Raw genomic sequence first — 19912 nt, 5'->3', positions numbered from 1 at the left:
GGCAATCAAGACACTTAGATGGCTAAATAGTCATTTACGTTGCTGAACCTAAAAAAATAATGTCTGTTTTGCAGACCACAGGCAGCTATGCTGCGGAGGGTGAATGATTCGAGCAATTGTGACGGATATTGAAGGAACAACCAGTGATATCCGCTTTGTGCACCAGGTATTATTTCCGTATGCACGTCAGCATCTGGCGACATGGATTAATCAACACAGTGACCAGCCTGAAGTACTTCAGGCGCTTGAGGCTCTTAAAACAGAGATTGCCCAACCCTCGGCTGACAGAGAGCAACTGATTGCTGCTCTGTACCGGTTTATGGATGAAGATCGTAAATCTACCGCGCTGAAAGCATTACAGGGGATGATATGGCGGGAAGGTTATCTGAACGGCAGTTTTACCGGCCATTTATACCCGGATGTGCTGCCGGCACTGAGCCGCTGGCATCAGCTAGGGCTGGCACTTTATGTCTACTCCTCAGGTTCGGTCGCCGCACAAAAACTGTTATTTGGTTACAGTGATGCCGGTGATATCAATAGCCTGTTCAGTGGTTATTTTGATACACATGTGGGTGCCAAGCGGGAAGTGGAGTCTTACCGGAATATCGCACGTCAGTTGGGCATTGATGCAGGGCAGTTACTGTTTTTGTCCGACATCCGTCAGGAACTGGATGCGGCACAGCAGGCCGGTTGGAAAACGCGGCAGTTGATCCGCGACGATGCAGATAATGAAAGTGTTCACCTACAGGTGAGCAGTTTTGAGCAGATTAACCCGCAGGAGATCTGAGATGAGTGCTTTGACGATATTTACTGACAGCGATGCCAGCCAGCCAGTATGGCATAGTGAAGATGCTGCAGAAATTCATCACAAACTGGCGGAGAAGCATGTCCGGTTTGAACGCTGGGCAGCCGATCGTGATTTAGGGGATAATCCGACCCCCGATAGCGTGCTGCAGGCTTATCAGCATGAGATAGAAAAGCTGGTAGCAGAAAAAGGCTACCAGAGTTGGGATGTGATCAGCATGCGGGCTAACCATCCGGATAAGCAGGTACTTCGTGATAAGTTTTTGTCAGAGCATACTCATGGCGAAGATGAAGTGCGGTTCTTTGTCGAAGGTGAAGGGTTATTTTGTCTGCATCTCGACGGACATGTGTACCAGATCCTGTGTGTGAAGAATGATCTGATCTCGGTGCCAGCAGGGACGGCACACTGGTTCGATATGGGGTCAGAGCCCAATTTTACCGCGATCCGGATTTTCGATAATCCGGAAGGCTGGGTGGCCCGTTTCACCGGCGACAAAATTGCTGATAGTTATCCCCGTCTGGCCTGACCGGGGATAGGGGGGTTATTAACGGATGTTTGTTGGCCGGAATATGCCTTCAGCGACCTGTTGCGGAGTCACCACTCCACTGTCCAGTACCCAGCCGCTGATAAGGTTAGCCGGAGTGACATCAAACGCCGGATTATGTACCCGGGTATTTGCCGGGGCCCACTGTACCGCCCCGAAGCTGCCGGAAACTCCGGTAACTTCGGCTGCGGCACGCTGTTCAATCGGAATCTGTTTCCCTGTCGGGCAGTGGCGGTCCAGAGTGGTCTGAGGGGCGGCAACATAAAATGGAATCCCGTGATAACGGGCCAGTACCGCCAGACTGTAAGTGCCTATCTTATTCGCCACATCGCCGTTAGCGGCAATCCGGTCAGCTCCCACCCAGACAGCATCGACTTTACCTTCAGCCATGAGGGCTGCTGCCATACTGTCGGTGATTAACTGGCAGGGCACTCCGGCTTCCGATAGCTCCCACGCCGTCAGTCGGCCCCCTTGCAACAATGGCCGGGTCTCGCCCACCCAGACGTTCGCCACATTACCTTGCTGCCAGCCCCGCAGAATCACGCCGAGGGCGGTTCCTACCCCGGCTGTGGCCAGACCGCCAGTGTTACAGTGTGTCAGAAGTTGACTGCCGGGAGAGATCAGCGGCGCTCCGGCTGCGGCAATGTTGTCACATAACTGACGGTCTTCGTTGACCAGCCGCAGAGCTTCCTCTTCCATGGCAGTGACATACTGCTCAGCCGCCAGTGCCTGTGACATCCTGTCGAGGTTATTCATCAGATTAACCGCCGTCGGGCGTGCAGCCCGCAGAGTCTGTAATGATTCCTTCAGCTCATTGCGTGACATTCCCGCTCCGGCTTGTAAAGCCAGTAACAGTGATGCAGACAGACCAATCAGTGGCGCACCTCTGACCCGTAACGCATGAATATGCTCAACCAGCTGTGCAGTGGTATGGGCACTCAGCCAGTTTTTTTCCTGAGGCAAAGCCTGTTGGTCCAGTATGCACAACTGGTTACTGACAATTCTCAGGCTGGTGGTTTGCAGGTTTTGCATCATTATCATTTCCGGGTTGCTCAACGGGCTGTTAGTATGCCAATATGCGTGATGGATGTGTAGACGTCTGAACGGCTTAAAATAACAAGTTATCAGCAGAGAGGATACAGGCAATGTCGCAATATCGAACCTTCACCGCCACAGATGCTGTGGAATATGCCAGAAAATTTTCCGGTCTGGAACACCCGGAAACGCTGGTGGATGCGCTGGAGGTTGGCGATGGTAACCTGAATCTGGTGTTTAAAATTCTCGATCAGCAGGGGATCAGCCGTGTCATTGTCAAACAGGCTCTGCCCTATGTCCGCTGTGTTGGTGAGTCCTGGCCACTGACACTGGATCGTGCCCGGCTGGAGGCAGAGACACTGATCGAGCATTATCATTTTTGTCCTGAGCACACAGTAAATGTCACGCACTATGATCCGGAACTGGCGGTGATGGTGATGGAGGATCTTTCTGACTACCGAATCTGGCGTGGCGAATTAGTCCGGGGGCAGTATTATCCTCAGGCGGCAGCACAATTGGGGCATTATCTGGCCAGTGTATTGTTTTCTGGCTCCGACTTTGCCCTGCATGCTCACGAAAAGAAAGCGCGCGTAGCGCAGTTTATTAATCCGGAGATGTGTGAGATCACCGAAGATCTTTTCTTCAATGATCCTTACACAGAACATCCGAGAAATGATTACCCTGAGGATCTGGAGCCGTTAGTCGCTTCTTTACGCAACGATAGTGAGTTGCGTCTGAGAATTGCATCACTGAAATATACCTTCCTGACCCATGCCGAAGCGTTGTTACACGGGGATATTCACTCCGGCTCTATCTTCGTAACAGAAACGGGTCTGAAAGCTATCGACGCCGAATTTGGATATTACGGGCCGATGGGTTTTGATATGGGTACTGCTATCGGTAACCTATTACTGAACTACTGTGGTCTGCCGGGATTACTGCCTCCCGAAGAAGCGGTTGACGCCAGAGAACAACGTCTGGCAGATATTGTGACCCTGTGGCAAACCTTTAAAGCGGAGTTTTTATCCCGCTGCAAACAGAGCCGTGATATCGCTTTGGCGGTTCCCGGTTATGCGGAGCTGTTTATGCAGAAAGTCTGGCAGGATGCTATCGGATTTAGCGGGACAGAGCTTATCCGGCGCACAGTAGGAATGTCACATGTCGCGGATATAAGTGAAATCAGTGATGACAGGATGCGCACCGATTGTCTGCGTCATGCTATTACTCTGGGGCGTACCTTAATTCTTGCGGCAGATCAACTTCAGGATGCTGATGCTCTGGTGGCCCGTATCCGGCAGACTGCCGGATAAACGGATCCTGCCAGCGGCAGGATCCGTCTCAGTGATTCAGGCGGCTTTTCCCGGATGAGGATCACTGGTTGCGACTGATGTCTCACTTGCTGCGGCCAGTGCATCTGCAGCAAAGTCATCAACATTAATGGTCTGCAACCGGCTTACTTCTGCACGGCGTAATATTTCGGCCTCTTCACTGGTCAGCCATCCTTCTTTCAGACCTTCAGTTGCCAGCTCATTGAGCCGGACAAATTGCGTTTTTTTCTTCAACTGAGGGGATACTCTGTCCATCAGGTTTTCTGCCGCAATAATATCATTCAGTGCCTGTTCAGCCAGCCCTGCCGGGTTGTTTTCACTGGCTTCCAGGTACTGTCCCCGGCCCAGGCGTGAGCGCGTCTCTGAGGGGGTTTGCAGGAGTTGAGCCAGTTTGTGATCCAGCCGGTCAGTCGGCCCCTGGCTGTAACGGCCGGCAGGAAAGATGAACAGCCGTAATATTCCCGCCAGCCACCTTACCGGGAAATTACGCAACAATTCTTCGATGGCGGTATCTGCACGGTTAACGGCGTCACTGACTGCCCATTCCACCAGGGGCAAATCTTCCCGCTGACGTCCCTCATCATGAAAACGTTTCAGTGCCGCCGAAGCCAGATAGAGCTGACTCAGAATATCTCCCAGCCGCGCAGAGGTACGTTCACGGCGCTTCAGACTGCCCCCCAGGGCTGCCATGGCAATATCTGCCAGCAATGCCAGGTTGGCACTCAGACGGTTAAGTTGCTGATAGGCACTGCGGGTGGAATCACTGACCGGAGTACGACTACCTTTACCGTGAGTGATCCCCAGCCACAAACTGCACAGCAGATTAGCGGCTACGTGGCCGATGTGCCTGAACAGCGCATCATCAAACCCGTTCAAATCCTTCTGTTGAGCGGCAGTGATCTCTTTTAACAGGAAGGGGTGACAACGAATAGCTCCCTGTCCAAAGATAATCATGCTGCGGGTCAGAATATTTGCCCCTTCTACGGTAATTGCGATCGGCGCTCCCTGATAGGCCCGGGCAAGGAAATTACTTTTGCCCAGCATAATCCCTTTACCCCCAGCGATGTCCATGGCGTCGATAATGCTGCGCTGGCCACGGTCGGTACAGTGATATTTGACGATAGCGGATAACACGGCAGGTTTTTCCCCGGCCACAATACCGTAAGTAATCAGTGATGCTGCGGCGTCCATTACATAGCTGTTACCTGCAATACGAGCCAGCGGTTCTTCAATTCCCTCCATTTTTCCAATGGGAATACGGAACTGGCGACGAATTCGTGCATAAGCACCCGTTGCCAGGGCAATGGTTTTCAGACTGCCGGTCGAGTTTGAAGGCAGTGTGATTCCCCGTCCAACAGCCAGGCATTCAACCAGCATCCGCCATCCCTGACCCGCCATTTTCGGACCACCAATGATGTAATCGAGTGGAACAAAGATATCTTTGCCGCGGGTTGGACCGTTCTGGAAAGGGATATTCAGCGGGAAATGACGACGACCAATTTCCACGCCAGGGGTCGCGACCGGAATGAGGGCACAGGTAATACCGGGACTGGTGTTCTCACCCAAAAGATGCTCCGGATCGTACAGTTTGAAAGCCAGACCCAGTACTGTGGCAATGGGCGCCAGGGTGATATAGCGTTTGTTCCAGGTCAGGCGCATACCAACCACCTGTTTCCCCTGCCATTCGCCATAACAGACCACACCGATATCGGGTATTGCACCAGCATCTGAACCTGCTTCAGGACTGGTCAAAGCAAAGCAGGGAATCTCTTCACCACGTGCCAGTCGTGGCAGGTAATGCTGCTTTTGTTCATCCGTTCCGTAATGTTGCAGCAATTCGCCCGGACCAAGGGAGTTAGGTACCCCGACAGTAATTGCCAGAATACCGGAGACCCCGGCCAGTTTCTGTAATACCAGAGACTGTGCATAGGCAGAAAATTCCAGGCCGCCATACTCTTTCTTAATGATCATGGCAAAGAAGCGGTGATCTTTCAGATACTGCCAAAGTTCAGGCGGTAGATCGGCCAGTTCATGACTGATTTGAAAATCGCAAGCCATACGACAAGCTTCGGTGACCGGACCGTCCAGAAAAGCCTGCTCTTCCGGGCTAAGTTGCGGTTGACGGTAACTGTGGAGTTTCTGCCAGTCCGGACGGCCACTGAATAAATCGCCTTCCCACCAGGTCGTTCCTGCATCGATGGCTTCTTTTTCAGTGGTTGACATTGCCGGCATTACTTTGCTGAACCTGTTCATCACCGCCCGGCTGATCAGTGGCTGACGCAAGGCTGGCACATTAAGAATCAGCAGAATAAGGAACACAGGTAACAATACCCATGCATTCCAGATTCCGGACAGGGCCAGGATCACCCCGAAGGCAGCCAGAATCAGGCTGGAAGTTTGCAATGTCAGGCGCAGGCCGATAAGCACGGCAATCAGCACCAGGGTGGCGAGTATACTGAGTATGATCATAGTAAACTGCTCCATTTAAGGTAAGAGGTCTGACCTGTTATCATTATGGTGTAATTTAGCTGGAATCATTTATCAATAAGTTTACATAATAATTACAACCCATCTCACAGAATCCCTGCTCACCGACAGCATTTTGCTGACAGGCGCGACCGGGATAACAATCTGAGCAGGATAACCCTGTCACGGGCTTGCACTGCCCGATGATTGGGCTAAACTGGCGGCGTTAATTTTCCGATCAAGGACATCCCCTATGTACCAGGATATTATTCGTTCAGAATTGAATGAAGCAGCAGAAACGCTTAACAACTTCCTGAAAGATGAAAACAATATTCAGGCTATTCAGCAGGCAGCGGTGTTGCTGGCCGACAGTTTTAAAGCCGGAGGAAAAGTACTGTCCTGTGGCAACGGTGGTTCCCATTGTGATGCTATGCATTTCGCCGAGGAATTAACGGGTCGTTACCGGGATAACCGCCCGGCATACCCGGCGATTGCGATTTCGGATGTCAGCCATATCTCCTGTGTCAGTAATGACTATGGCTATGACCATGTTTTCTCACGCTATATTGAAGGTGTGGGGCGTGCAGGGGATGTTCTGTTGGGTATTTCCACGTCGGGAAATTCGGCTAATATTATTAAAGCCATTGAAGCAGCACGTGCTCAGGGGATGAAAGTGATCACTCTGACAGGAAAAGATGGCGGTCAGATGGACGGTAGTGCGGATGTTGAAATTCGTGTACCTCATTTTGGTTTCGCCGATCGCATTCAGGAAATTCATATTAAAGTTATCCATATTTTGATCCTGCTGATAGAAAAAGAGATGGCGAAATAATCATATCCTGCCCCACCTGCTGAAATACTCCACCTGGCTGCCTCTGACGACTTGCCAGAGGATGGCCTGCATGCTATCTCTTTACTTATCTGCTGCATATAGCGCCTGATGACGGGAATTTAACGAGGTTTTAACTGATGTGTGAACTGCTCGGGATGAGCGCCAATGTGCCGACCGATATCTGTTTCAGTTTTACCGGGCTGGTTCAGCGCGGTGGGGGGACCGGACCGCATAAAGATGGCTGGGGTATTACTTTCTATGAAGGAAAGGGATGCCGGACGTTTAAAGATCCTCTGCCGAGTATTGATTCGCCGATTGCCAGCCTGGTCCGTGATTATCCCATTAAATCTCATTCGGTGATTGCTCATATTCGTCAGGCTAATCGCGGTATAGTCTCGCTGGAAAATACTCACCCGTTTACCCGTGAACTTTGGGGACGTCACTGGACTTATGCGCATAACGGACAACTCAACGGATACCAGAAACTGGATAGCGGAAATTATCGTCCGGTCGGTGAAACCGACAGTGAAAAGGCATTTTGTTGGATCCTGCATAAACTTGCGACCCGTTATCCGCGTACGCCGGGGAACTGGCCGGCGGTTTTCAGGTATATCGCGACTCTGGCTGCTGAGCTACAGCAAATGGGGGTCTTTAATATGCTGCTGTCGGACGGGCGCTATCTGATGGCTTACTGCTCGACCAATCTGCACTGGATCACCCGCAGAGCCCCGTTTGGCAAAGCGACTCTTCTTGATCAGGATGTTGAAATTGATTTTCAGCAACAGACAACTCCGAACGATGTGGTGACGGTGGTAGCCACTCAGCCATTAACGGGGAATGAAACCTGGCACAAAATTGCGCCAGGTGAATGGCAGTTATTTTGTCTGGGTGAGCGCCAGGAAGGTCTTTGAAGCATTCTCTGAGCTGTTGCTGAACGGGTTCTGATTCAGAACATATTGCCCGTTATTAACGGTTACGTTCGGCGGCTGCTTATACTTCAGAAAATAGTCATACCCTGGTTTCAGCTGCTTCCAGAAACCGATGTAAGCCGAATCCCGGTGGCGTAGCATATTGCTGTCGGTCATCCGGAACGGAAAAATGTTCACCTCAACCTGAGACTGGCCATTTCGCAGTGCAGCATTCACATAGGTATAGATTTGATCCATATAGGCATTCGTCATGGCATAACAGCCAATGGATACACAGTTACCATGAATCATCAGATAGTTACCGCTGTATCCATTCTCACGATCATACTGGTTTGGGAAACCAATATTAATGGCGCGGTAGAAATGGCTGTCAGGTTTTAACTGATTAAGCCTGACGGAATAGAATCCTTCAGGGCTTTTAAAATCACCCTCGACTCGTTTCGGCCCAAGACCTCCGGAAAAATCACAGATACGAAAACTGTTCAGCAACCGGTATTCATTGCCGATTTTTCCGTACAGATCGAGCGTACGTTCTTGTTTAAAGATCTGAATAAATACCGGGGTACCCAGCAATTGTTGTTTTAGTTCTTTACTGACGGGTTGCTGTGGAGAGACCGGAGTCTCAAACATCGCCAGACAATAGGCCGGGATTAAAAGCATCGCAAGAAAAAGTGCGATTTTACGCATGCTGCTACCTTGAACAAAGAGTGAGAGAATACTGTCTTTTATACCATCGCTACGGATTAATCTGACATCGCGGTGGTTTAGCGAAACATTAGCATTGTCAGCAGTTTTATCAAGCAACAGACGCATATATTTGTTCCAATAGTTGGGTCTGTCAGATTTCTGACGCTGTTTAAAAAGCAGACAGGTACACAGACACTCAATAGTTGAAATTTTAACTGAACATTTATACAGTGGTCACTCTGTTTTTAGCGGGGTCTGAAGGATGCGTAAAATCATTCATGTCGATATGGACTGTTTTTATGCAGCCGTGGAAATGCGCGATAATCCATCACTGCAGGATATTCCTCTGGCGATAGGTGGCAGCCGGGAACGCCGCGGGGTGATTAGCACGGCTAATTATCCGGCCAGAAAATTCGGGGTCAGGAGTGCCATGCCGACGGCAACAGCCCTTAGGCTATGTCCGCACTTAACCTTGCTCCCCGGCCGTTTTGATGTTTATAAACAGGTTTCTGAACATATCCGACAAATTTTTGCCCGCTATACCTCACTGATTGAACCGCTCTCTCTCGATGAAGCCTATCTTGATGTCAGTGACTGTACACAGTTTCATGGTTCGGCGACCCTGATTGCCAGGGATATTCGCCTGGCCATCTGGCAGGAATTACGGCTCACTGCTTCTGCCGGAGTCGCGCCGATTAAGTTCCTGGCCAAAATCGCTTCTGATCTGAATAAACCCAATGGCCAGTTCGTCATTACTCCCGACGCAATGGATAGTTTTATCTGTCAGTTGCCGCTGGAGAAAATTCCGGGAGTAGGGCAGGTATCAGCCAAAAAGCTGGCAGATATGGGGCTGAAAACCTGTGCGGATGTCAGGCAGGCGGAGCTGTCGTTGTTGCTGAAAAGTTTTGGTAAATTTGGACGGGTCCTTTGGGAGCGCAGCCATGGGATTGATGAGCGGAATATTATTGCTGACCGGCAGCGCAAATCGGTAGGAGTAGAAACGACACTGGAGAAAGATATCGATCGTTGGGAGCAGTGTCTTGAAGTTCTGGAATTACTCTATCCTGAACTGGAGCGTCGTCTGAGAAAAGTTCGCCCTGATTTACGCATTTCCCGGCAAGGGGTGAAATTTAAATTTTCTGATTTTCAGCAAACCAGCCGTGAGCATGTCTGGCAGGTACTGAATAAACAGGATTTACTGGCGATTGCGAGGGAGAGTTGGGATGAACGGCGAGCAGGCAGAGGGGTCCGACTGGTGGGACTGCAGGTGACGCTACCTGACCCTTATGCCGAGCGGCAGCTGCTGTTAGGACTGTAATTATTTATCGACTCCAGGCCGGCACTGATATCAGGTGCCGGCCCGGGGTAGGTTATGCCTGACGTCCCCGGAAATAGGTCAGTGCCAGCGCCAGAGCCAGTACCAGCCCTTTGATTATGTCCATCGCATAATAGGGCACAGATAACATCACCAGACCATTTTGCAGTACACCCAGAATAATGGCACCAATCAGTGTGCCGAGGGCATTGGGTTTTCCTGATCCGGCCAGTGATAAGCCAATCCATGCGGCGGCGACGGCATCCATCAGATAACCACTTCCGGCATTCACCTGTGATGAACCGATACGGGAAGCCAGTAAAATACCCCCAAGCCCGGCAAGCAATGACGCCAGAAGGTAGGCGGCAACACGATAACGGGTGGTACGGATGCCGGAAAGGCGTGCGGCTTCGGGGTTACCTCCCAGTGCATACATCCGGCGGCCGTGTTTAGTGAGTGACAGGCCAATCTGGGCAATCACCGTCACAACCAGCATGATGATCACAATGCCTGGAATTTCACCCAGTACGCTGAAGTTTGCCGGGATAATGCCTTCAGCCATATCTCCGCTTGGCATTACCATATTTTGAGTGATGGAACCGCCATAGCTGTATGTCATGGCGACTCCCTGCACCACGAATAATGTGGCCAGAGTTGCCAGCATATCCGGAATGCGCAGGACCACAATCAGAAAGCTGTTAAATAGCCCGACCAGCAGACACAAAGCCAGTGTGATAAGGATGGCTGTGGTAGTACCGTAGCCGTGCCAGACAAACATTGAAATCACCAGAGCATTGGCTAATGATGCCGTGGAACCCACCGACAGATCAAACCCGCCAACGGTCAGTGAAACCGCTACCGCCATGGCAATGACTGTGACAATCGCGATGGAGCGTAAAATGTTCAGCAGGTTATCAGGCTCCAGGAATCCGTTGGCTGTCAGACCGAAGCCAGCCAACAGGATAACCATGGTGAGTAACATTCCCCATTTGTACAGGAAATCAAAAAACCGCTGGTGCCAGTGGGTTGTTGAAGCGGGTGAATTAGGGGTGCTGCTCACGCAGGAGTTCCTCCGGTTGAATAAAGTAACAGTGTTTCTTCACTGGCATGTTTGCCCTCCAGTTCGGCGACGATCCTGCCGTCCCAGAGAACACAGATTCGGTCACATAATCCGACCAGTTCGGCAAATTCGCCGGAAGCATAGATTATCCCTTTGCCTTCTCTGGCAAGCTGATCGACTAACCAGAAAAGATCAGATTTGGCTTTAACATCGACACCTTTTGTCGGTTCATCGAAAATCAGGATGTCAGACTCACTGGCCAGCCATTTACCGATGGCAACCTTTTGCTGATTTCCTCCGGACAGCCGTCGTAATATCTGCTGAGGGCCCCTGCTTTTCACGGCAAGTTTGCTGATAATCTGTTGTGCCCATTGTACTGACTGTTTTACGCTGAAAAATCCATGAGAAGAAAAGCGATCGTCTGCACTGACCGACAGATTCATTGCCACCGATTCATCAATAAAAATACCTTCTTTTCGGCGCTCCTCGGGTACCAGGGCAATGCCCGCGGCAACAGAATCGGCGGGGGAACGGGGTTTCCAGGGTTTCCCGTGTAATTGTGCGCGGGTCAGTTTGCTTTTGGATGCACCAAACAGGGCTTTACACAATTCTGTCTTGCCCGCTCCGGCAAGTCCTGCAATACCGAGTATTTCACCCTTATACAGTGTCAGACTGATATCCTGTAACAGGTTTTTGTCGTGTAATCCTTCCACACTCAGCAACTGTTGTGTGGAAGGAGCCGGGCGCGGCGGCGGATACAGATCGTTTAGTGTATGGCCTATCATTTTCTCAACAATCTGTTCGCCGCTCAGTGCATCCATTCTGGTGGTTTCAATCAGTTTCCCGTCACGCAATACGGTCAGTTGATCGCAGATAGTTTTTAATTCATGAATACGATGGGAAATAAATACAACACCGATCCCTTGTTGCTGGAGGTGTCGTACCACTCTGAACAGTTGCTCACTTTCATTTTGATCCAGTGGGGCTGTAGGTTCATCAAGGATCAGGAAACGACACCGATGAGACAAAGCGCGGGCCAGCAGGATTTGTTGTTTTTCTGCCAGTGAGCATCGTTCTGCTGGCTGACGCAAATCGAGGGAAACATTGAGTTGTTTTAACAACGCTGCGGCCTGACGGTATATTTCTCCCCAACGACAGATCTGTCCCGGAGCCGCCAGGTTATCCAGCATGATATTTTCAGCCACGCTGAGTGTCGGGATTAGGCCATTATCCACTTCCTGCTGAACCAGATGAATTCCCGCCTGCTTAGCCTGCAGTGGTGTACGGATATTCAATGGCTGACCATCCAGCAATATCTCCCCCTGATAATGGGAATGTGCACCAGATAACACTGCCATCAGCGTTGATTTACCGGCGCCATTGGCACCTGTCAGGGCATGTACCGAATGGCCTTCCAGGAGGAAATTAACATTATCCAGCGCGGCGAATCCGGCAAAATTAATCGATATATTGCGCATTTCGAGGCGGTGAGCATCGGCCATAATTTATCCATTCACAGCTAAGTAATGACTACAGGGTTTCTGTCTGAAACCAGAGCTTCCTGAGAGACAGGCAGCATAAGCTATCACAAAAGAAGTTTAGCCATCCAGAAGTCCGAAAATAAGGTTTGGATTATCTATTAATGAAGGAATTTTTAGCATCTAAATTCATATTTTTGACTATTATTGGTGAAAGATTCGATGCTGAGAAATTTTAATAGGAGGAGCTTATCGGTTATATTTTCTTGTGAATATTTAATACCGACATAACATCTCTGTTTGCACAAGAGAGTATTCCCCACAGAAAGGAGAAGGTTGTGGTTACAGTAACGGATCTCATTTGAGCAACGTAGTGCATGAGTGTGGCCAGGCAGATACAGCGAAACGCTGACAAAAAAGCCAGAGTGGGGCTCTGGCTTTCGTTCAGTCCCGAATATTCGGGAGTAACCGCAGTGCGGACAATTATTTTACCGGAATTTCTTTTAACAGGCCGGTCAGTAATTGCCAGTATAAACCGACACTTCCTATATGAACCTGTTCATCCGGAGAGTGAGGGCCGGTAATGGTTGGACCGATCGAGACCATATCTAAATGTGGATAAGGTTTTTTGAATAATCCGCATTCCAGACCGGCATGGATCACCTGAATATCAGGCAGTTTACCGAACAATTGCTGATAAATTTCCCGGGTCTTTGCCATGATTGGCGAGTTTTTATCCGGCTCCCAGCCAGGATAACTACCCGATGCCAGCGTTTTGGCTCCAGCCAGACTGCCCAGCGAGGTCAGGGTATCGACCACATACTCTTTGCCACTGTCGATAAGCGAGCGTACCAGACTCATGATTTCGGCAGTATCATCACTGAGTGTAACCACGCCGACATTCAGAGAGGTTTCTACTACGCCGACAGCAACATCTGAATTACGAATCACCCCGTTAGGGATTGCATTCAGTAAGTGCAGAAAAGTGTCACGGCTGGCGGCGGTTAATGCCGGTTGTGCTGGGGTGGCTGCCTCGGTCACTAACACAACATTTTCGTCTTTCGGGCCAGCTTCGTTTCTTAGCAACTGTTGATAATCGCTGACGGACCTATCGAAGAGTGAACGATCTTTCTGACTGACAGCCAGGGTGGCAAAGGCTTCACGAGGAATGGCATTGCGTAAAGTACCACCGTTAAAGTCAATCAATTGCAGATCGACTTTTTTACTCACGCTAACCAGAAAGCGGGCCAGTAGTTTATTCGCGTTGCCCAGCCCCATATGAATATTTGCACCGGAGTGGCCACCGCGTAACCCTTTTAACGTCAGTTTTAGCGGTTCATAACCTGCGGTTACCGCTTCACGTTGTATAGGCAGTTCTGTCACGCAGTCGATGCCTCCGGCACATCCCATATAGATCTCACCTTCTTCTTCCGAATCGGTGTTGATCAGAATATCGGCCTGAAGCCAGTCAGACTGTAAGCCGAATGCACCATCCATTCCGGCTTCCTCCGTCATGGTGAGCAGCACTTCGAGAGGACCGTGTGCCACATTATCGTCGGCCAGCACGGCCAGGGCGGAGGCCATTCCAATCCCATTGTCTGCCCCCAGAGTGGTGCCGCGGGCTTTCAGCCACTCACCGTCCACATAAGGGCGGATTGGGTCAGTGGTAAAATCATGAACAGTGTCATTATTTTTTTGCGGTACCATATCCAGATGGGCCTGCAGGGCGACGGGTGTCCGGTTTTCCATGCCAGGGGTCGCCGGTTTACGAATCAGAATATTTCCGGCGTTATCCCGTTCACACCATAATCCCTGCTCTCTGGACCAGTTCATAATATGCTGTGCTAAGGCTTCTTCATGATATGAAGGATGTGGAATAGAACAGATTTTCGCGAATATATCCCACAAAGGCTGTGGAGAAAGCTGAGACAGTTCAGACACAATTACTCTCCTGTAACGTTGCGGGTCAGGTCTGCCCGGGTTTACATTGGTCTGGCAGAGTACGGAAACTTCTCTGCCGGCATGGCCTGAGAATACCATCGTTTGCTGACCGGCGGGGAAATTGAGGAGTAAAAAAAGCCCCTGGAGGTAGCTGGTGCTGGTTTTTAGTGCTGCATATCCTTATAATCTCGCGCAAACTTTTTACCCTTGCACTTAATTTAGGTCATCTGTATTGGCCGGGACTCCTTTAAATGAGCGAAAAATACGTCGTCACCTGGGATATGTTACAAATCCATGCCCGTAATCTCGCCCGGCGTTTACTGCCGGTGGAACAGTGGACAGGTATCATTGCTGTCAGCCGTGGTGGGCTGGTACCCGCTGCACTGCTGGCCCGTGAATTAGGGATCCGTCACGTTGATACAGTCTGTATCTCCAGTTACGATCATGACCATCAACGTGATATGAAAGTTGTTAAACGCGCAGAAGGTGATGGCGAAGGCTTTATTGTTATCGATGATTTAGTCGATACCGGCGGTACCGCGAAAGCCATTCGCGATATGTATCCTAAAGCGCATTTCGTTACCATTTTTGCTAAGCCTGCTGGCCGGCCTCTGGTGGATGACTACGTGATCGATATTCCACAGAATACCTGGATCGAGCAGCCCTGGGATATGGGAGTGGCTTACGTACCACCCATCGTTAAAGACTAATATTGCCTGGCAGCATCCTGAATTTTAAGGATGCTGCTTTTTGTTTTCCGTCATCGCCTCGTCGTATTCTCTCAGGTACACTACTTCATTATTTTCCGCCCACGGAGCTGTGGCTATGCCGGAGAAAAATCTTAGTGAAGAGCTGTTTAAGCCCCGATTTGAACACCCTGAAACCTCATCCTTAGTCCGCCATATTGCGACGAATTCGGCAGGTTCGTCCTCTGTCATGTCGGCTAAATCACCACAACGTTGGTACCGGACACTCACGCCACTGGTCTGGAACTGGCGAGGAGTGCCGGCTATTGAAATCAATGAGGTGCTTTCCCGGGTGGCGGCGAGTTCTCTTGCCCGAACTAACGAACAACAACTGGATACCGTTCGTGGATACCGTAATGGTAACTGGATTTATGAGTGGTCAGTCCAGGCTGCCCGCTGGCAGCAACTGGCACAGCAGCAACGGGACCCGGCTTCGGCAGGTAAATACTGGTTGCATGCCGCGAATTTATTCAGCGTGGCAGCCTACCCCCATTTAAATGGTGACGAACTGGCAGATCAGGCACAAGTTCTGGCTTACCGAGCCTATGAACAGGCGACGGGATTTTTATCGGGTGAACTGAAATCTCTCAGTTTCAAATTGGAAGACGGTAAAACCGTTAACGCTTTTTTGCATATGCCCGAACAGGTAAAACCCCCTTATCCGGTCGTCATGCTGTGTGGTGGGTTGGATACACTCCAGCTTGACCATTTCCGGTTATTTCATGACTATCTGGCGCCCCGGGGGTTGGCGATGCTCACCCTGGATATGCCATCGGTCGGCTACAGTTCCCGCTGGCGTCTGACTCAGGATACCAGCATGTTGCATCAGCAGGTACTCAGGCAACTGAGCGATGTTCCATGGATTGACCACCGACGGGTGGGGGTCTGGGGCCACCGCTTTGGGGCGAATGTCGCCGTCAGGCTGGCATATCTGGAAATTCCAAGGTTGCGTGCCGTGGCCTGTCAGGAACCTATTGTACATGGTTTACTGACGGATCCTTCGTTACAGCAAGCCGTGCCTGATATGTTTCTGGATATTCTGGCCAGCCGTCTCGGGAAAGCAACCCGTAGCGATGCGACACTGTCTACGGAAATGAATGCTTATTCACTGAAAACCCAGGGCTTACTCGGCAGGCGTACTCCGGTACCTATGTTATCGGCATGTCAGAAGAATAATCTCTATAGCCCTGCCGAAGATTCTGAACTGATCTGTAACTCTTCGGCTAAGGGGAAATTAGTCTGGATTGCCGATAAACCGGTAATGAAATCTTTTCAACGTACGACGACAGAGATCAGTGACTGGCTGGCCGCGCTGTTAAAAAGATAAGTTGCGATTATTGACAGCTTTGTTAAAAATTGACTCATCTTATAACGGAGGTGAAGTCATGGCATTACCTGGCGGACAACTGAGAGGACGTCTTTTAAAGCGTTTTAACGAACTGGGGCCTTATCTCAGGGAAAACCAATGCGGGGCGGAGAACTTTTTTTTCGATTGCCTTGCTGTCTGTGTGAATGTCAAACCGGCACCTGAAAATCGTGAGTTTTGGGGCTGGTGGCTGACATTAGAAGCACAGGATGATCATTTTACTTACCAGTATGCTTACGGGTTATTTGACAAAGAAGGCGACTGGCAGGAAACCGTGATAAAGAAAGCGGAAGATAAGGACGGTGTGGAACAGACTTTACAAAAGTTTTTTCCCCGTCTTGAGGCTCTGCTCACTCAGCTCAATATTGAGCTAAAACCCGCGGCAGGGGCAGAAAAATTCGTTCAGCATTCTGAGTAAACATGTGCAGGGCAGAGTTTGTACTGCCCTGCATCCGTGTGTCTCCTTTCTGTTCTGGTATAGCGTTTCGCCTATACTTTTGTCCATGAAAGTCCCTGCTGGACAAAGCCTCTTTGTTGGCTGAAGTCACTGCCCGTGATTGTAATGTTCAGCGTATCGACATTTCTTTTAAGCATGTTTATACCCCTTTGCTTGCCCAAACTTAATCAATGTGGATTCATGTGGCCGGTGAGTCGTGGCAGTGTTTTCTCCGGAGTCAGGACTGACCTGTAGAGTTTAACTCCGGGTTTAACCAGGCATTAGTTAATGCTATTCCGGAAATGTTTCACGGGGCAGGGCCGCCCATCCGCTCTTATAGTGGTTTTAGCGCAGTAGCAGGTGCATTAATATAACGCCTGTTTTGTGCGGCCAAAACGTCTGCCTCTGCCCGCAGAACGGATAAATATTTTTATCTTTGGTTAGTTACTGAATAAGGGTTGGATTCACGCCCGACACCTGCTAAAAGGAAGGTTTGTTTATTGGTTAAATGGCAGGAAATATGAGTGGCAGTCAGACCCTGGTGGTCAAATTGGGAACCAGCGTACTGACCGGTGGATCTCGCCGGTTAAATCGTGCGCATATTGTAGAACTGGTAAGACAATGTGCTCAGGCCATTGATGCCGGACACCGGATTGTTATTGTGACCTCTGGCGCGATTGCCGCAGGACGTGAACATCTGGGTTACCCCGAACTGCCCCCCACCATTGCCTCTAAACAACTGCTGGCCGCAGTAGGTCAGAGCCAGCTGATTCAGTTATGGGAACAGTTATTTGGCATCTATGGTTTGCATGTCGGACAGATGTTGCTGACCCGCGCCGATATGGAAGACAGAGAACGTTTTCTGAATGCCCGGGATATGTTACATGCGCTGCTGGATAACCGGATTATCCCGGTGATCAATGAAAATGATGCGGTAGCCACCGCAGAAATAAAAGTCGGAGATAATGATAATTTATCCGCACTGGCCGCCATTTTGTCAGGTGCCGATAAATTACTTCTGCTGACCGACCAGCAGGGCCTGTTTACCGCAGATCCTCGCAGTAACCCGGAAGCTAAGCTGATCACCGATGTGCATGTGATTGATGATGAGCTACGAATGATTGCGGGTGGCAGTGTCTCTGGTCTGGGTACCGGCGGAATGGCGACCAAGTTGCAGGCGGCTGATGTGGCGTGTCGCGCGGGTATTGATGTGATTATAGCCAGCGGCAACCAGCCAGTATTAATTAATGAGGTGCTGAACGGGCATCCGGCTGGCACCTTATTCCATGCGCAGAAAAACCGCCTGGAAAACCGTAAGCATTGGATCTTCGGAGCTCCTCCTGCCGGTTCAATTACCATCGATGACGGAGCTCTGAATGCGTTACTGGAACGGGGAAGTTCTCTGTTACCCAAAGGTATTCGTCATATTCAGGGCGATTTTTCCCGCGGCGAAGTGATTTCAATCCGCAGCCTGCAAGGCAGGGATATTGCTCATGGGGTTTCGCGTTATAACAGTGATGCATTACGGATGATTGCAGGGCATCATAGTCAGCAAATCAGTGAAATTCTGGGTTATGAATACGGTTCAGTCGCGGTACACCGTGACGACATGATTGTCAGTTAAGGAATTATCATGCTTGAGACTATGGGTAAAGCCGCGCGGGCTGCGTCATACCAACTCTCTGTGCTTAGCACAGAACAAAAAAATCAGGTTTTGTTGACCATTGCCAGTCAATTGGAGCAGGACTCAGAGGCTATTCTGCGGGCCAATGCCGAAGATGTTGCTGAAGCCAGGGTTAACGGAATGGGTGATGCTCTGCTGGACCGTTTAACACTGACACCGGAACGCCTGAAGGGGATTGCCGATGATGTGCGTCAGGTCTGCAACCTGGCAGACCCGGTTGGACAACTGATTGACGGCGGCCTGTTGGACAGTGGCCTGCGTATTGAACGTCGTCGCGTCCCGTTAGGAGTCATCGGCGTTATTTATGAAGCCCGGCCAAATGTCACCGTAGACGTTGCCTCATTATGCCTTAAGACGGGTAATGCGGTCATTTTACGCGGGGGTAAGGAGACGGTCAGAACGAATGCCATGACAGTCAGTGTCATCCAGCAAGCGCTGGCGGAACATGGTCTTCCAAAAGCGGCAATCCAGGCGATTGATAATCCTGATCGTCAACTGGTGACAGAAATGCTGAAACTGGACCGCTATATTGACATGTTGATCCCGCGGGGCGGGGCTGGTCTGCATAAACTTTGTCGTGAGCAATCAACGATTCCGGTAATTACCGGAGGAATCGGTGTTTGTCATCTGTATATCGATGAAACGATGGAAACTGATGCGGCACTCGATGTTATTGTCAATGCTAAAAAACAGCGCCCGAGTGCCTGTAACTCACTGGAGACGTTGCTCATTCATCAGGATATTACGGCAGAGTTTCTGCCGAAATTCTGCCGCAGGATGGCAGAAGAGCAAATTATCTTACATGCTGACCAGAATATTCTGTCACAGGTTCGACATTTTCAACCAGACGCCGTCGCGGTCTCAGAAGGTGATTATGACGATGAATGGCTGTCACTGGATTTGAATATTAAGCAGGTCGCTGGCCTGGATGATGCCGTCAGCCATATCCGTGAGCACGGTACGCAGCATTCTGACGGTATTCTTACCCGCAACCTGAAAAATGCCAATGACTTTGTGAATAAAGTCGATTCATCGGCGGTATATGTTAATGCCAGTACTCGTTTTACTGATGGCGGGCAGTTCGGCCTGGGCGCAGAGGTGGCAGTCAGTACTCAGAAACTGCATGCCCGTGGTCCCATGGGACTGGAAGCACTGACCACTTATAAATGGATTGCCTGGGGTGATGATACCCTTCGCCGGTAATCTGTGACCCTTCCTGCCATCAGGCCGGGAGGGTCTCTGTTATGACTGCTATGACAA

17 protein-coding genes are annotated in these 19912 nt (G+C 50.3%); 11 read left to right on the top strand and 6 right to left on the bottom strand.

From position 1 onward, the window contains the following. The first annotated feature begins 103 nt into the window (after positions 1–103). Together mtnC and B3Z23_RS03655 are read left to right on the top strand one after the other, a co-directional pair. Complete coding sequence (mtnC, locus tag B3Z23_RS03660) at positions 104–787, top strand: acireductone synthase (protein WP_294901665.1); 684 nt, start codon at positions 104–106, stop codon at positions 785–787. A gap of 1 nt (position 788) precedes the next feature. Continuing rightward, a complete protein-coding gene (locus B3Z23_RS03655) occupies positions 789–1331 on the top strand; it encodes a 1,2-dihydroxy-3-keto-5-methylthiopentene dioxygenase (protein ID WP_294901662.1) in 543 nt (180 codons plus the stop codon). An 18-nt stretch (positions 1332–1349) separates the two neighbouring features. Here B3Z23_RS03655 and mtnA read toward each other — a convergent pair whose 3' ends face one another. Then, a complete protein-coding gene (mtnA, locus tag B3Z23_RS03650; RefSeq protein WP_294901735.1) occupies positions 1350–2381 on the bottom strand; it encodes an S-methyl-5-thioribose-1-phosphate isomerase in 1032 nt (343 codons plus the stop codon). A gap of 113 nt (positions 2382–2494) precedes the next feature. Here mtnA and mtnK point away from each other — a divergent pair, with 113 nt between their 5' ends. Further along, positions 2495–3694, top strand: coding sequence for an S-methyl-5-thioribose kinase (gene mtnK / locus B3Z23_RS03645; RefSeq protein ID WP_294901660.1), 1200 nt, complete (start codon positions 2495–2497; stop codon positions 3692–3694). Between the two features lie 36 nt (positions 3695–3730). On the opposite strand, the gene fadE is transcribed toward mtnK, so the two are convergent. Beyond that, a complete protein-coding gene (fadE, locus tag B3Z23_RS03640) occupies positions 3731–6181 on the bottom strand; it encodes an acyl-CoA dehydrogenase FadE (protein ID WP_294901658.1) in 2451 nt (816 codons plus the stop codon). Positions 6182–6431: 250 nt separating this feature from the next. Between fadE and lpcA the strand changes: the two genes are divergently transcribed. Next, the gene (gene lpcA, locus B3Z23_RS03635; protein ID WP_294901656.1) at positions 6432–7010 is read left to right on the top strand and encodes a D-sedoheptulose 7-phosphate isomerase; all 579 of its coding nucleotides are present in this window, start codon (positions 6432–6434) and stop codon (positions 7008–7010) included. 137 nt (positions 7011–7147) lie between these two features. After that, positions 7148–7921, top strand: a complete 774-nt coding sequence (locus tag B3Z23_RS03630) for a class II glutamine amidotransferase (protein WP_294901654.1) — start codon at positions 7148–7150, stop codon at positions 7919–7921. Here B3Z23_RS03630 and dpaA read toward each other — a convergent pair. After that, positions 7886–8626 (bottom strand): peptidoglycan meso-diaminopimelic acid protein amidase, encoded by a 741-nt coding sequence (dpaA, locus tag B3Z23_RS03625; RefSeq protein WP_294901733.1) that lies wholly within the window; start codon positions 8624–8626, stop codon positions 7886–7888. The genes B3Z23_RS03630 and dpaA overlap by 36 nt on opposite strands. A 262-nt stretch (positions 8627–8888) precedes the next feature. Between dpaA and dinB the strand changes: the two genes are divergently transcribed. Then, positions 8889–9944: a DNA polymerase IV gene (gene dinB / locus B3Z23_RS03620; protein ID WP_294901652.1), complete on the top strand. Its 1056-nt coding sequence runs from the start codon at positions 8889–8891 to the stop codon at positions 9942–9944. A gap of 52 nt (positions 9945–9996) precedes the next feature. Here dinB and B3Z23_RS03615 read toward each other — a convergent pair whose 3' ends face one another. The 3 genes from B3Z23_RS03615 to pepD form a co-directional block, all read right to left on the bottom strand. Beyond that, positions 9997–11001 (bottom strand): ABC transporter permease, encoded by a 1005-nt coding sequence (locus B3Z23_RS03615; protein WP_294901650.1) that lies wholly within the window; start codon positions 10999–11001, stop codon positions 9997–9999. After that, a complete protein-coding gene (locus B3Z23_RS03610; RefSeq protein WP_294901648.1) occupies positions 10998–12503 on the bottom strand; it encodes a sugar ABC transporter ATP-binding protein in 1506 nt (501 codons plus the stop codon). The genes B3Z23_RS03615 and B3Z23_RS03610 overlap by 4 nt, the downstream gene beginning before the upstream one ends. Before the next feature lie 459 nt (positions 12504–12962). Next, positions 12963–14420 (bottom strand): beta-Ala-His dipeptidase, encoded by a 1458-nt coding sequence (gene pepD / locus B3Z23_RS03605; protein ID WP_294901646.1) that lies wholly within the window; start codon positions 14418–14420, stop codon positions 12963–12965. 251 nt (positions 14421–14671) lie between these two features. Here pepD and gpt point away from each other — a divergent pair, with 251 nt between their 5' ends. From gpt to proA, 5 genes are all read left to right on the top strand, one after another. After that, complete coding sequence (gene gpt / locus B3Z23_RS03600; RefSeq protein WP_038022812.1) at positions 14672–15130, top strand: xanthine phosphoribosyltransferase; 459 nt, start codon at positions 14672–14674, stop codon at positions 15128–15130. Positions 15131–15245: 115 nt separating this feature from the next. Beyond that, the gene (gene frsA / locus B3Z23_RS03595; protein WP_294901643.1) at positions 15246–16493 is read left to right on the top strand and encodes an esterase FrsA; all 1248 of its coding nucleotides are present in this window, start codon (positions 15246–15248) and stop codon (positions 16491–16493) included. 58 nt (positions 16494–16551) lie between these two features. Beyond that, complete coding sequence (gene crl / locus B3Z23_RS03590; protein ID WP_294901641.1) at positions 16552–16950, top strand: sigma factor-binding protein Crl; 399 nt, start codon at positions 16552–16554, stop codon at positions 16948–16950. A gap of 538 nt (positions 16951–17488) precedes the next feature. Then, positions 17489–18592 carry a glutamate 5-kinase gene (gene proB / locus B3Z23_RS03585; RefSeq protein WP_294901639.1) on the top strand — a complete coding sequence of 368 codons (1104 nt, stop codon included), beginning with the start codon at positions 17489–17491 and terminating at the stop codon, positions 18590–18592. Between the two features lie 9 nt (positions 18593–18601). Beyond that, complete coding sequence (gene proA / locus B3Z23_RS03580; RefSeq protein ID WP_294901637.1) at positions 18602–19855, top strand: glutamate-5-semialdehyde dehydrogenase; 1254 nt, start codon at positions 18602–18604, stop codon at positions 19853–19855. Positions 19856–19912: the final 57 nt, after the last annotated feature.

It is taken from the genome of Tatumella sp. UBA2305 (genome assembly GCF_002345795.1).
Taxonomy (GTDB): Bacteria; Pseudomonadota; Gammaproteobacteria; order Enterobacterales; family Enterobacteriaceae; genus Tatumella; species Tatumella morbirosei.
This window is presented reverse-complemented; position numbering and strand designations above follow the sequence as displayed.

Excerpts from the sequence above, each read along its gene's own strand:
- mtnC (WP_294901665.1), top strand. The coding sequence starts at position 104 with ATGATTCGAGCAATTGTGACGGATATTGAAGGAACAACCAGTGATATC.
- B3Z23_RS03655 (WP_294901662.1), top strand. The coding sequence starts at position 789 with ATGAGTGCTTTGACGATATTTACTGACAGCGATGCCAGCCAGCCAGTA.
- mtnA (WP_294901735.1), bottom strand. The coding sequence starts at position 2,381 with ATGCAAAACCTGCAAACCACCAGCCTGAGAATTGTCAGTAACCAGTTG.
- mtnK (WP_294901660.1), top strand. The coding sequence starts at position 2,495 with ATGTCGCAATATCGAACCTTCACCGCCACAGATGCTGTGGAATATGCC.
- fadE (WP_294901658.1), bottom strand. The coding sequence starts at position 6,181 with ATGATCATACTCAGTATACTCGCCACCCTGGTGCTGATTGCCGTGCTT.
- lpcA (WP_294901656.1), top strand. The coding sequence starts at position 6,432 with ATGTACCAGGATATTATTCGTTCAGAATTGAATGAAGCAGCAGAAACG.
- B3Z23_RS03630 (WP_294901654.1), top strand. The coding sequence starts at position 7,148 with ATGTGTGAACTGCTCGGGATGAGCGCCAATGTGCCGACCGATATCTGT.
- dpaA (WP_294901733.1), bottom strand. The coding sequence starts at position 8,626 with ATGCGTAAAATCGCACTTTTTCTTGCGATGCTTTTAATCCCGGCCTAT.
- dinB (WP_294901652.1), top strand. The coding sequence starts at position 8,889 with ATGCGTAAAATCATTCATGTCGATATGGACTGTTTTTATGCAGCCGTG.
- B3Z23_RS03610 (WP_294901648.1), bottom strand. The coding sequence starts at position 12,503 with ATGGCCGATGCTCACCGCCTCGAAATGCGCAATATATCGATTAATTTT.
- gpt (WP_038022812.1), top strand. The coding sequence starts at position 14,672 with ATGAGCGAAAAATACGTCGTCACCTGGGATATGTTACAAATCCATGCC.
- frsA (WP_294901643.1), top strand. The coding sequence starts at position 15,246 with ATGCCGGAGAAAAATCTTAGTGAAGAGCTGTTTAAGCCCCGATTTGAA.
- crl (WP_294901641.1), top strand. The coding sequence starts at position 16,552 with ATGGCATTACCTGGCGGACAACTGAGAGGACGTCTTTTAAAGCGTTTT.
- proB (WP_294901639.1), top strand. The coding sequence starts at position 17,489 with ATGAGTGGCAGTCAGACCCTGGTGGTCAAATTGGGAACCAGCGTACTG.
- proA (WP_294901637.1), top strand. The coding sequence starts at position 18,602 with ATGCTTGAGACTATGGGTAAAGCCGCGCGGGCTGCGTCATACCAACTC.